Origin of the sequence: Serratia oryzae, from assembly GCF_001976145.1 — a bacterium.
In the GTDB taxonomy this organism is placed as follows: Bacteria; Pseudomonadota; Gammaproteobacteria; order Enterobacterales; family Enterobacteriaceae; genus Chania; species Chania oryzae.
In genome coordinates this window covers 155,956-168,889 of record NZ_MOXD01000008.1, presented here as the reverse complement: position 1 = coordinate 168,889, position 12,934 = coordinate 155,956, and the positions used below count along the sequence as shown (strand labels likewise).

Genomic DNA, 12,934 nt, shown 5'->3' with positions numbered 1-12,934 from the left:
ATAGAAAAAAAACTAGGCTGCTAGCTATAGCCATGGGGATTTCCCGAGAAACTGAGTTTCAGAGGTGGATGATGTTAGAGCAAATTTGCCAGTTGTCCCGCGAGGCGGGGGCGGCGATTATGGCGGTGTACAGCGGTGCACAACCACTTGATGTTGCACAAAAAAAAGATGATTCACCGGTTACCGCCGCCGATCTGGCCGCGCATCATATTATCCAACGGGGTTTGGCCGCGCTGACGCCGGGCATACCGCTGCTGTCGGAAGAGGATCCACCCGCTTGGGACGTGCGTCGCCACTGGACGCGCTACTGGTTGGTCGATCCCCTGGATGGCACCAAAGAGTTCCTGCACCGCAACGACGAGTTTACGGTCAATATTGCCCTGATCGAAGAGGGGGAAGCGGTGATGGGCGTGGTGTATGCGCCTGCAATGGATGTTTTGTATCTGGCCGAACGCGGTAAAGCCTGGAAGGAAGAGCATGGTCAACGCCGTGCGATCGGCGTCAGAAACGCGCAGCCGCCTCTGGTGGTGATCAGCCGTTCCCATAGCGACGATGAATTAAAAGATTACCTGAAGCAGTTGGGAGAGCACCATACGGTGGCGGTGGGATCATCGCTGAAGTTTTGCCTGGTGGCCGAAGGCAAAGCGCAGCTTTATCCGCGCTTTGGGCCAACCAATATCTGGGACACTGCGGCAGGGCATGCGGTGGCGGTGGCTGCCGGGGCACAAATCCACGATTGGCAGGGCAAGCCGCTGCTGTATACACCGCGTGAGTCTTTTCTTAACCCCGGCTTCCGGGTTTCGCTGTTTTAGCACTGCCCCGCCAACGACCACGGCGGGGCTCCTACCTGTTATTTCAGCAACTGGTGCAGCATCGTTATCACCTGCTGCACCTCTTGCGGCGTCAGCGCGCCATCTTTGGCAAACTGGATCTTGCCCTCGTGATCCAGCACCACAATCGCTGAGCCCTTCGGCTGCAGATCCCAGGCTTTTTTGACGATGCCATTGCTATCGACAATAAACTGCGACCATGGGAAGGTTTTTTTGCTGTCTTCAATACTGTTGCGCACAAACATGGCGGTACCGATGATGGCATCGTCGGTATTAACGATGGTCGTCGTCTGGTAACGATCGTGCGGTAGCTTAGCGGCCTTGATGGCTTCAATCAGCGGATCGTTCAGATCCTTGGCAGAGGTGCGTCCAGCAATATGCTGGACGACACGGACTTTTCCACTGAGCTGCGCGCTATTCCAGTTTTTATAGCTAAACTTATCGTTATCGTAATCCAACTCACCTTTGTCGCTGACGCCGATAGGGGCGAGGCGCTGTTGGAGCTGGAAATTGTGTGCTGAGGCCAGCATTGGGGCTAACAGCAGCGATATTATCAGCAGGCTACTCTTTTTCATGCTTTCTCCTGAAAGGGGAAATTATTATCAATGATACGCAGGTGCCTAAAGCATAGGTGGTCGTCAGAGGTCTGTCCTGTTAGCCGGATCGCAGTTTTCCCTTCTGGTTCCTATCATGCGTTTTTTGAATGGTTATACTGAAAAAACCATAAATAATTCCATACAATTCTGTCAAAAAGTGTAAATCCAGGCAGAAAACCAGGCGGAGTGGAACAAAATAGTCTTTACTAGGTCTACTAGACAGCAAGTATAAGTTGCGTTTCAGGTTTCGAGGCCGCCGCTTTGCGGCTCGCTGAACGTAGAGCTCCAATGGGAGGAGAGTAAAACAATGAGAATCTTCCAGCGTTATAACCCACTGAAAGTGGCGAAATATGTAAAAACCCTGTTCCGAGGGCGGTTGTACATCAAAGATGTAGGGGCATTCGAATTCGACAAAGGCAAAATTCTGATACCGAAGGTGCGTGACAAACGCCATTTCAGCGTGATGTCAGAGGTCAACCGTCAGGTGTTGCTACTGCAAGCCGAAATGGGTTGATACGCTATCCCCGGCGTCTTGCAAGCCGGTATTGAGGAGTAAACCTGCAAATAATTGCGGCCCCAATCGGGGCCGCTGATGTTTCTGGTGCCGGTCACTTAGGCCTGAGGGGATTCATCCGGGGTTTTCGGCAGCAGGGTGGTGGGTTTGTCACTCAGGCGAGTGACCAGTAGCTGGTCAATCTTGTAGCTATCAATATCCACCACTTCAAACTTGTAACCCGCATACTTGACGAAATCGGTGCGTTTGGGGATTTTGCGCAGCATGTACATCATAAATCCACCGATGGTTTCATAATTACCGGCCTGCGGGAATTCATCAATGTGCAGTACGCGCATCACGTCATCGATCGGCGTGCCGCCTTCAATCAGCCATGAGTTCTCATCGCGTGCCACAATCTGTTCTTCCTGCCCTTGGCCGACCAGATCGCCCATCAGCGTGGTCATCACATCGTTCAGGGTAATGATGCCTACCACCAGCGCATATTCGTTGAGGATCACCGCAAAGTCTTCCCCTGCGGTTTTAAAGCTTTCCAGCGCTTCTGACAGGGTTAAGGTATCCGGTACGATCAGTGCTGAGCGGATCTGCACACCGCTGCTCAGCACCAGGCTCTGGTTGCCCAACACGCGGTTCAGAAGGTCTTTGGAGTCGACATAGCCGACCACCTGATCAATGTGGCCATCACACACCAGGAATTTGGAGTGTGGGTGGGTGGAAATCTTCTCTTTGATGCTGTCTTCGCTTTCACGTAAATCGAAATAGATCACGCTTTCACGGGAGGTCATCGACGACGGCACCGTGCGTGATTCCAGTTCAAACACGTTTTCAATCAGCTCATGCTCCTGCTTGCGCAGCACCCCGGCCAGCGCACCCGCCTCCACCACGGCATAAATATCATCAGAGGTAATGTCGTCTTTACGCACCATCGGCAGTTTGAATAGACGGAAGATCAGGTTAGCCATGCCGTTGAAGAACCACACCAGCGGCCGACAGATCATGATCGAGAAACGCATCGGGTTGATGATCCGGACGGCGACCGTCTCTGGTGCAATCATACCGATGCGCTTCGGGGTTAAATCCGCGAACAGAATGAACAGACTGGTCACCAGCACAAACGAACACATGAAGCTGATTTGCTCCGACAGTTCCGGCGGCAGAAAACGATCGAATAACACTTTGAAGGTGGGGGAAAAGGCCGCATCGCCGACGATACCGCCCAGGATGGCCACGGCGTTAAGGCCGATTTGCACCACGGTAAAGAAGATACCGGGCGTTTCCTGCAGTTTAAGCACTCTGGCGGCATTGACGTTACCTTCGTCGGCCATCAGCTTGAGCTTGATCTTGCGTGATGCAGCCAGAGAAATTTCTGAAAGTGAGAAAAACGCACTCACCGCAATCAGAAAAAGAATCAGTAAAATACTGTTTAACATAATCTATCCATTCGTGCCGACGGGATGACGGCGCTTTTTCGGAGGGGGTATATATTGTGAAAAAAGTAGTGATATACCCGTCGTCTTTCAAGTTGCAGGGGTGTTGGCTGCCTTTGTTCACCCGAATCACTTACTGGAGTAAGCTCATCGGGATTCACTCCGTTGCCGCCTACCTGCATCTTGAAATCCATTGGGTACAAAAGCTAAAAAGAAGCTATCAGGCTGCAAACGCAGCCTGCATAGTATAGCAGTAGCCCCGTGAAGGCCGCCAGCGGTTAAAAATTTACCGCTGGTCAACGGATTAACCCTGTGGTGGAAGACAAACCCCGATCCCACCCAGGCCACAATAGCCCGCGGGATTCTTGTGCAGATACTGCTGGTGATCGTCCTCAGCGTAATAGAATGGCCGTGCGGCCGCGATTTCGGTGGTGATAGTGCGTTTATCCTTCGCCTCATTCATCGCCTGCTGGAAACGCTGCAGGCTGTGTTGCGCTGCTGCCTGCTGCTCTGGCGATAAAAAGTAGATGGCGGAGCGATATTGCGTGCCGATATCCCCGCCCTGACGCATCCCCTGCGCCGGATCGTGGTTTTCCCAGAAGACCTGCAGCAGGTGTTGATAACTGGTGATTTGCGGATCGAACACCACGCGCACCACTTCGGCATGGCCGGTCTGGCCGCTGCACACTTCGCGGTAGGTAGGGTTTGGTGTGAATCCGCCGCTGTAACCGGCGGCGGTGCTGTAAACCCCTGGCTGTTGCCAGTACAGGCGCTCGACGCCCCAGAAGCAGCCCATGCCGAAGATGGCGACTTCCATCCCGGCGGGAACCTCCGTCATGGAATGGCCAGTCACTTCGTTGGTTGCTGCCACCGGCATCGGCGTGGTACGGCCAGGTAACGCGTTTGCTTGATCAACGGTTTGAGACTTATCAAAGAATTGCACCACGGTTTACTCCTGTAGCTGCAGTAAGAATTGACCTAAGAGTGGCGTGTGTCAGTTGTAACTGGCCACTTCTTTGCCCACAATAAGTCTATGTTGTGTTTATGTATAAGCTTAACGCAGTATTTTGAGCGCAAAAAGCCAAGAATGCGTCTTGTTTTCGCTAACAAGAAAATGCCTGGCTCCAGAGCAAAGGTATTGGCAGGAAATAAATCAATTAAGGAGAACGTGTGCCACGATACCCGGTCCTTTGCGTTTTATGTGTGCTGCTCGCTGTGCCATCGGTATTTGCGGCGAATTTGCGGCTGCAGGTTCAAGGCCTGAGTGGGGAGTTGGAAAGCAACGTCCGCGTGCGTCTTTCGGGGATCACACCGGAAGAGGTCAGCGCCGAGGGGCGCTTTCGCGCACGCGTGGATGCGGCTATCCGTCAGGGCTTACGGCCGCTGGGATACTATGAGCCGACGATTGAGTTCACGCTGGACGATCGCCCGACGCTTTCGCGCCCGGTGCTGTATGCCAAAGTCGATCCTGGTGAGCCAGTACGGATTGCTGGGGTGAATATCAACCTGGAAGGCGGCGCGCGCACCGATGAAGATTATCTCAACCTGGTTAAGAGCAGCCGCCCGACCGTGGGTGAAATCCTTAACCACGGCCAGTATGACAGCTTTAAAAACGCCCTGACCGGGCTGGCACTGCGCAAGGGTTACTTCGATGCCAATATGGTCAAGAGCCAGCTTGGTGTCGCGCAGGAACTGCACAAGGCTTTTTGGGATATCGATTTCGACAGCGGCGAGCGCTACCACTTCGGTAAGGTGAAATTTCAGGGCTCGCAAATCCGTGATGACTACCTGCAAAATCTGGTGCCCTTTCATCAGGGGGATTATTACAGCTCGAACGATCTCGCCGAGCTGAACCGCCGTTTATCCGCGACCAACTGGTTTAACTCCGTGGTGGTATCCCCTGATTTCCACGACGCCAAAGAGAGCCGGATTTTACCGCTGGATGCGCTGGTGACGCCGCGTAACAGTAATATTGTGGAGCTGGGTGGTGGTTTTTCTACCGACATTGGCCCGCGGGTGAGAGGAACCTGGCGCAAGCCGTGGTTGAATGACCGCGGCCAGAGCCTGACCACCGGTGCCAGTATTTCGGCACCGGAGCAACAGCTGGATTTAACCTATCGCATTCCCTTGTTGAGAAGCCCGCTTGAACAGTATTACCTGCTGCAGGGCGGTTTCAAACGTACCGATCTGAACGATACTCAATCGGACAGTACCAAAATGGTGGTTTCCCGTAACTGGGATCTCTCCAGCGGCTGGCAGCGAGCGTTAACGATGAGCTGGCGGTTGGACCACTTTACCCAAGGGCTGGTCACCGATACCACCATGCTGCTTTACCCAGGGGCTACGGTTAACCGTACGCGCTCACGCGGCGGCCTGATGCCGGTCTGGGGCGATAGCCAACGTTATTCCATTGATATTTCCGACACCACCTGGGGATCCGACGCCGATTTCGCGCTGCTGCAGGCGCAGAACGTCTGGATCCGCACTCTGGCGGAGAAACACCGGTTTGTGGTGCGCGGCCAGGTGGGGTGGATTGAAACTAACAACTTCGACAGAATACCGCCTGACCTGCGTTTTTTCGCCGGCGGCGATCGCAGTATCCGTGGTTACAAATTCCAGGGGATCTCCCCGCGTGATGACAGTGGCAAGCTGACCGGCGCCTCTAAAATGCTGACGGGCTCGCTGGAGTATCAGTACAACGTCACCGGCCGTTGGTGGGGGGCGATGTTTGTCGATTCGGGGGAGGCAGTGAATGATATCAGGCAGCGTGATATCAAAACCGGCGCGGGCGTTGGCGTGCGCTGGCAGTCGCCGGTGGGGCCGGTGAAGCTGGATATCGCCGCACCGATTGGGGATCAAGAAACCCACGGCGTGCAGTTCTATATCGGTTTGGGGCCTGAACTATGAGCCTGGTAAAAAAGATTTGTCTGGGGTTCCTGATCCTGTTGTTCCTGCTGGTGGGGACAGTGGCATTCCTGTTGGGGACGACGACCGGCCTGCATATGGTGATCAACGGGGCGGTACGCTGGGTTCCGGGGTTGGAAATTGCCGCCGTCAGCGGTGGCTGGCGTGATTTGACGCTGAAAGGCGTGAAGTACCAGATGCCAGGCGTCGCGGTTAATGCCGGGCAGTTCCATTTGTCGCTTGATCTCTCCTGCCTCAAACACAGTTCATTGTGTATCAATGCGTTAAGCGCGCAAGATGTGGATGTGGTGGTGAAAACCGCTGACATGGCTCCTGCCGCTCCGGTGCCGGAAACCAGCGAGCCACTCACCAACCTCAGCACGCCGTACCCGATTACGCTGCGCCTGTTGGCGTTGAATAACGTCAAGGTCAGCGTGGATGATACTGCTATTTCGCTCGGAGAGTTCCGCTCTGGTGCCCAGTGGCAGCAGCGTGCATTGACTTTGCTGCCCACCTCAATCCGTTCTTTGCTGATTGCTTTGCCGAAAACCCCGGCCCAACCCGTTGCTGATGCGCCGGTGAAAAAGGTGGCAGAGCCCGCGTCTGCTGAAAAACCCTTGGCGGAAACCCTGCAAGCCTTGTTCAGCAAACCGTTGCTACCCGAATTACCGGAAATCCACCTGCCGCTTGATATCACCGTTGAAAAAATCAGCGGTGAACAGTGGCGTTTGACCGGCGATAACGACGTGCTGATCACCAGCCTGTTGCTGCAACTCAGCACTCTGGATCAGCACATTCAGCTCGACAGTTTCGACGTGAAATCGCCGCAGGGTTCCCTTTCAGCCAAAGGCCAGGCAACGCTGACCGGCAGCTGGCCAGTGGCTATTGCGGTCAACAGTGCGTTGAACATCGATGCGCTGAAAGGCGAAAAGGTGAAGCTGAACATCGACGGCGCGCTGCGTGAAGAGCTGAAAGCGACGTTGAATCTCTCTGGCCCAGTGAGTGCGCAGCTTGATGCGCAAACCCGGTTGGCAACAGCCGGCTTGCCGCTGGCTCTGACGCTGCAAAGCAAGCAGTTGAAGTGGCCACTGGCCGGTGAAGCACAGTATCAGGTGAACGATTTACGCCTGCGCCTCAACGGCACAGCCGCCGATTACGCGCTATCGACCCGGGCGAATCTCCAGGGGCAGGATCTGCCACCGGCGGCGTTGATGCTGGACGGTAAAGGTAATCTGGCACAGTTCAGGCTCGAACGCCTGCGCGTGGCGGCGCTGCAGGGGAATACCGATCTCACCGCGCTGGTGGACTGGAGCAAGGCGATAAGCTGGACGTCGCAGCTGACGCTCAGCGGCATTAATACCGCTAAGCAATGGCCGGAGTGGCCAGCACGGCTGGATGGCAAAATCACCACCCGTGGCAGCTTGCACGGCGGCAGTTGGCAACTGCAGGTGCCGGTATTGCAGCTCGATGGCAATGTGAGGCAAAACAAAGTCTCGGCTCGTGGCACGCTCAGCGGTAATGCCGCCGGGCAGTGGCGCATACCCGGTATCGAACTGGCGTTGGGGCGCAATACGCTTAGCGCCAAAGGCCAGCTTGATGAGAAAGACTGGAATCTGGATACCAACATTGATGCGCCACACCTGGATGGCGCTCTGCCGGGGCTGGGGGGAACGGTCAGGGGCCAGCTTAGGCTGCGTGGCAACCTGCAGGCACCGCAGTTGCTGGCCGATCTGACGGCGCTGGGGTTGCAATGGCAAGCGCTGCATATCAATCGGGTGAAAGTGGACGGGGATGTGCGCTCTGCCGATCAGATCCAAGGGCAGTTGACCGTGCGGGTTGAACAACTGAAGCAGGATGCACTGCAGCTCAACTTACTGACGCTGGATGCGCGTGGCAGCGAACGCCAGCATCGGCTGCAACTGAATGTTGAGGGTAATCCGGTTTCCGGGCAACTTCAGTTGACGGGCAGCTTTGATCGCCAGCAGCAGCGTTGGCGCGGCGATCTCAACAATACCCGCTTTGATACGCCAGTCGGTGAATGGCGTCTGACTCGCTCTATCGCGCTGGATTACCTGAATGCGCAGCAGAGAATCAGCGTTGGGCCACACTGCTGGCAGAACCCGAATGCCGAGCTGTGTGTGCCGAGAACCATTGAAGCCGGGGCCAGCGGCCAGGCCAGCGTGGTGCTTAACCGTTTTGATCTGGCAATGATTAAGCCATTTATCGGGCCGGATACTGCGCTGAGTGGCGTCTTCAGCGGCCGGGCGGACGTCAGTTGGCAACCGGGCGGAGCGCTGCCACAGGCGCGAGTTTCGCTGGTGGGCAACGGCGTGAAAGTGGTGCAGCAGATGCAGGGCAGCGCGCTGCCGATCGCTTTTGAGACGCTCAATCTCAACGCCGGCATGAACAATGGTCGCGTACAGGCTGACTGGCTGATCAAGCTGGTCAACAATGGGCAGTTCAACGGCAATATTCAGATTGCCGATCCGCAGGTGCGCCGTAATATCAGCGGCAATGTGAATATCACCAATATTTCGATGGATCTGCTGAAGCCGATGTTGACGCAGGGCGAAAAAGCCTCGGGAATGCTGAATGCCAATCTGCAGTTGGGCGGCAGCGCGCAAAGGCCGCTGGTATTTGGCCGTTTGGCGTTGGATAAAGCGATAATCACCGGCCACTGGATGCCGTTTGACATGACCGAAGGCCGCCTGGCGGTGAACTTCAACGGTATGACATCGACGCTGGAAGGGTTGCTCAGCACTACGCATGGGCAACTGAATCTGGCGGGCGATGCCGACTGGCACGATATCAATGCCTGGCGTGCGCGCATTGCTGCCAAAGGCAATCAACTGCGGGTAACGATACCGCCGATGGTGCGCATTGATGTTTCGCCGGATCTGGTCTTTGAGGCCACGCCACAGTTGTTCTCACTCAACGGTTCGGTCGATATCCCATGGGCGCGCATCACGGTGCAGGAGCTGCCGGAGAGTGCCGTGGGTGTTTCCCGTGACGAAGTGATGCTCGACAATCAACTGAAGCCGATTCAACCGGCCACGGCAGCGATCCCGATCAACAGTAACCTGATGGTGCGTATCGGCAACGACGTGCGGCTGGATGCCTTCGGCCTGAAAGCCATGCTGCGTGGTAACCTGCGGGTGGTACAGGATCGCAATGGCCTGGGGCTGAACGGGCAGATTGATATTCCATCGGGGCGTTTCCACGCTTACGGGCAGGATCTGATCGTACGCAAAGGCCAACTGCTATTCTCTGGCCCGCCCGATCAGCCTCTGCTGAATATCGAAGCGGTGCGTAACCCAGACGCCACCCAGGACGGTGTGACCGCCGGGGTGAGGGTGACCGGCATGGCCGATGCGCCAAGGCTTGAGGTGTTCTCGGATCCGACGCTATCTCAGCAGGAAGCGCTTTCTTACCTGCTGCGGGGCCAAGGTTTGGGCAGTACCGGGGCTGATGGCAACGCCATGACCTCAATGTTAATTGGCATGGGGGTTGCACAAAGTGGTCAACTTGTGGGTAAAATCGGCGAGGCGTTTGGCGTAAGTAATTTGGCCCTAGATACGGAAGGAGTTGGCGACAGCTCCCAGGTAGTGGTGAGCGGCTATGTCCTCCCCGGCTTACAAGTAAAATATGGGGTGGGGATATTCGACTCATTGGCCACGCTGACGTTGCGATACCGCCTGATGCCTAGGTTGTATCTGGAAGCAGTGTCTGGTATTGACCAAGCACTGGATGTGCTCTATCAGTTTGAGTTTTAAGCTATGCGAATCATTGTTTACGGCAGTTTACGACGCAAGCAGGGGAACAGCCATTGGATGACTAACGCCCAATGGTTGGGCGAACATGAGCTCGATGGTTATCAGATTTATAATCTGGGCCATTACCCTGCTGCAATCCCTGGAGAGGGTACAATACATTGCGAAGTGTATCGTATTAACTCATCGATTCTGGCAGAGCTGGACGAATTGAAAAGTAATACCAGGGACTATAAGCGCGAACTGATTCAGACACCTTATGGGAGTGCGTGGATCTACCTGTATAAGCACAGCGTAGAGGGTTTTCCACGGATCGAGAGTGGTGACTGGCTGAAGCGTTTGGACGAAAAGCAATAAAAAAACGCCGCTCAATGAGCGGCGTTCTTCATCTCAACGGGCAAGAATTATTTCTTGGCGCGTTCGAAAGAGGCAACGATTTCAGCTTTAGCGGCGGCGGCATCAGCCCAACCGTCCACTTTCACCCATTTGCCTTTTTCCAGATCTTTGTAGTGCTCGAAGAAGTGAGTGATCTGTGCTTTCAGCAGTTCTGGCAGATCGTTCACGTCTTTCACGTGATCGTATTCTTTAGTCAGCTTGCTGTGCGGTACGGCAACCAGTTTGGCATCTTCACCGGCTTCGTCAGTCATTTTCAGCACGCCAACCGGGCGGCAACGGATCACTGAACCAGGCTGCAGCGGGTAGGGTGTAGGCACCAGAACGTCAACCGGGTCACCGTCCAGAGACAGCGTATTGTTGATGTAGCCGTAGTTGCATGGGTAGAACATCGCCGTCGACATGAAACGGTCAACGAATAGTGCGCCGGTGTCTTTGTCGATTTCATATTTGATCGGATCGGCGTTAGCCGGGATTTCGATAACTACGTAGATGTCTTCCGGCAGGTCTTTGCCAGCAGGGACCAGATTCAAGCTCATGTCGGTTTCCTTTAATCAAACCAGAAAGGGAGTGGTGGCTAATTATAGCCAAAACGCTCTTAAAGTACTGCGATTTTTCAGGCACAACCAGCTGCACGGGTTAAGCTGCCAAGGCCTTATTCGGCCCGTAGACGAGGGGGGAAGATGGCATTAACCGACGGCTTGCCATACCGCCGCCCTCTATTAAATACGCCGGGTATAGGTATATTAAGCCTCCTCAGAACTGATAAGGAAGTTTGGTCATGATTGATAGGTTGCAGCGCAGCGGGAAGAAAAGAAGTTCGGCCTTATATTATCAAGTGCAATTACTGGCAGTGTCAGCCTTGTTGATGTGTAGCCTGGCCGTTCATGCCACGGTTTTGGGGCTGCCTCAGAACTACCATCAGGTTTCTGCGGATTTATACCGTTCAGCCCAGCCTGATTCAGCGCAAATGCGGGCGTTGGAGCAGAGCGGCATCAAGACGGTTCTCAGCCTGCGCCAGTGGAATGATGATGACAGTGAGGCAAAGGGGACAACGCTGATACTGCGTCGGGTGCCGATGAACGCTGCGGTCATCAATGATGACGTCGTGGTCAGTGCGCTGCGGGAAATTCGCTTTGCCCAGAAGCCGATGCTGGTTCACTGCTGGCACGGTAGCGATCGTACCGGGCTGATAGTGGCGATGTATCAGTTGGTATTTGAACATGCCGCTAAAACGGACGTGCTTGCCGAATTGCGCAAGCCGGAATACGGCTATCACGAAAGCTATTATGGCGGTATTGCGCGCTACGTGCGCGATGTGGATGTTAACCGGATACAGCAGCGTGTCTTCAGCGCCCCGGCAGGCTGACAGCGTTTTTAGCGGGTAAGGCGATTAATCCTGGCAGCGAGGTTCTCGCTGCCAGGAGAAACGGAACGGGCTTATTCGTCTGGGAAATCGGCAATAAAGCGTTCTGCATCTTCTACCATGGATTTGGTTCCGACGAAGAACGGCGCACGCTGGTGCAGTTGTTCCGGCATGATATCCAGAATGCGTCTTTTGCCATCGCTGGCTTTGCCACCGGCCTGTTCGGCCAGGAACGCCATCGGGTTGCACTCATACAGCAGGCGCAGCTTGCCATTGGGGTGGCTGGCGGTGCTGGGATAAATGTAGATGCCGCCTTTCAGCAGATTGCGGTGGAAGTCGGCAACCAGTGAACCGATGTAACGTGAGGTATAAGGGCGCAGCGTCGCTTCATCCTGCTCTTGGCAGTATTTGATGTATTTCTTCACCCCGAGCGGGAACTTGATGTAGTTACCTTCGTTGATGGAATACATGCAGGCTTTTTCCGGGAAACGCACTTTCTCGTGAGAGAGGCAGAACACACCCAGGGACGGATCGTAAGTGAAGGCATGTACGCCATAACCGGTGGTATACACCAGCATGGTGGAGGAACCGTACACCACGTAACCGGCAGCAACCTGAGCGTTGCCAGGCTGCAGGAAATCTTCTTTGGTGACAGGCACGCCAACCGGTGTGATACGACGATAGATCGAGAAAATGGTACCGACAGAGACGTTGACATCAATATTGGACGAACCGTCCAACGGATCCATTAGCACCACATACTTGCCATTTTCAGCACGTTCGCCGTCAAATATGACAATATCGTCTTCTTCTTCTGAAGCGATACCGGCAACTTCACCGCGTGCTTTCAATGCTGCTTTCAGCTTTTCGTTGGCGAACAGGTCCAGTTTCATCTGAACTTCGCCCTGTACGTTGGAAATGCCGCTGGTGCCCAGAATATCAACCAGACCGGCCTTGTTGATATCGCGGTGGATGATTTTGGCACCCAGTTTAATTGCAGAAAGTAGCGCAGTCAGCTCGCCGGTGGCGTGAGAGAAGTCGTGCTGTTTCTCGACGATAAATTCGCCTAACGTTTTCATGACACAATCCCTGAATCTACGGATGGATAGCGGTTTGTTAACAAACCGCCAACGT

Annotated in this window: 11 protein-coding genes; 6 read left to right on the top strand and 5 right to left on the bottom strand. The window is 54.7% G+C overall.

The window, feature by feature from the left end; translation table 11 throughout:
• Nucleotides 1-71 precede the first annotated feature (71 nt).
• Nucleotides 72-812: a 3'(2'),5'-bisphosphate nucleotidase CysQ gene (gene cysQ, locus BMI79_RS15580; protein WP_076943112.1), complete on the top strand. Its 741-nt coding sequence runs from the start codon at nt 72-74 to the stop codon at nt 810-812.
• A 38-nt stretch (nt 813-850) separates the two neighbouring features.
• Here cysQ and BMI79_RS15575 read toward each other — a convergent pair whose 3' ends face one another.
• Complete coding sequence (locus BMI79_RS15575; protein ID WP_076943046.1) at nt 851-1,405, bottom strand: YtfJ family protein; 555 nt, start codon at nt 1,403-1,405, stop codon at nt 851-853.
• A gap of 328 nt (nt 1,406-1,733) precedes the next feature.
• Here BMI79_RS15575 and BMI79_RS15570 point away from each other — a divergent pair, with 328 nt between their 5' ends.
• Nucleotides 1,734-1,940, top strand: a complete 207-nt coding sequence (locus BMI79_RS15570) for a DUF1107 domain-containing protein (protein WP_076943045.1) — start codon at nt 1,734-1,736, stop codon at nt 1,938-1,940.
• A 98-nt stretch (nt 1,941-2,038) separates the two neighbouring features.
• Here BMI79_RS15570 and paeA read toward each other — a convergent pair whose 3' ends face one another.
• Both paeA and msrA read right to left on the bottom strand, forming a co-directional pair.
• A complete protein-coding gene (gene paeA, locus BMI79_RS15565; RefSeq protein WP_076943044.1) occupies nt 2,039-3,370 on the bottom strand; it encodes a polyamine export protein PaeA in 1,332 nt (443 codons plus the stop codon).
• Nucleotides 3,371-3,671: 301 nt separating this feature from the next.
• Nucleotides 3,672-4,310, bottom strand: coding sequence for a peptide-methionine (S)-S-oxide reductase MsrA (gene msrA / locus BMI79_RS15555; protein ID WP_197091745.1), 639 nt, complete (start codon nt 4,308-4,310; stop codon nt 3,672-3,674).
• 227 nt (nt 4,311-4,537) lie between these two features.
• Between msrA and tamA the strand changes: the two genes are divergently transcribed.
• From tamA to BMI79_RS15540, 3 genes are read left to right on the top strand one after another with little or no spacing between them, the layout of a single operon-like run.
• Complete coding sequence (tamA, locus tag BMI79_RS15550) at nt 4,538-6,274, top strand: autotransporter assembly complex protein TamA (RefSeq protein ID WP_076943042.1); 1,737 nt, start codon at nt 4,538-4,540, stop codon at nt 6,272-6,274.
• Nucleotides 6,271-10,044 (top strand): autotransporter assembly complex protein TamB, encoded by a 3,774-nt coding sequence (gene tamB, locus BMI79_RS15545; RefSeq protein ID WP_076943041.1) that lies wholly within the window; start codon nt 6,271-6,273, stop codon nt 10,042-10,044. Before tamA ends, tamB begins: the two co-directional genes overlap by 4 nt.
• A gap of 3 nt (nt 10,045-10,047) precedes the next feature.
• The gene (locus BMI79_RS15540; RefSeq protein ID WP_076943040.1) at nt 10,048-10,398 is read left to right on the top strand and encodes a gamma-glutamylcyclotransferase family protein; all 351 of its coding nucleotides are present in this window, start codon (nt 10,048-10,050) and stop codon (nt 10,396-10,398) included.
• A gap of 47 nt (nt 10,399-10,445) precedes the next feature.
• Here BMI79_RS15540 and ppa read toward each other — a convergent pair whose 3' ends face one another.
• Nucleotides 10,446-10,973 (bottom strand): inorganic diphosphatase, encoded by a 528-nt coding sequence (ppa, locus tag BMI79_RS15535; protein WP_037396357.1) that lies wholly within the window; start codon nt 10,971-10,973, stop codon nt 10,446-10,448.
• A 242-nt stretch (nt 10,974-11,215) separates the two neighbouring features.
• On the opposite strand from ppa, the gene BMI79_RS15530 reads away from it, so the two are divergent.
• A complete protein-coding gene (locus BMI79_RS15530) occupies nt 11,216-11,803 on the top strand; it encodes a tyrosine-protein phosphatase (RefSeq protein ID WP_076943039.1) in 588 nt (195 codons plus the stop codon).
• A 71-nt stretch (nt 11,804-11,874) separates the two neighbouring features.
• On the opposite strand, the gene fbp is transcribed toward BMI79_RS15530, so the two are convergent.
• Complete coding sequence (gene fbp / locus BMI79_RS15525; RefSeq protein WP_076943038.1) at nt 11,875-12,879, bottom strand: class 1 fructose-bisphosphatase; 1,005 nt, start codon at nt 12,877-12,879, stop codon at nt 11,875-11,877.
• Nucleotides 12,880-12,934 lie beyond the last annotated feature (55 nt).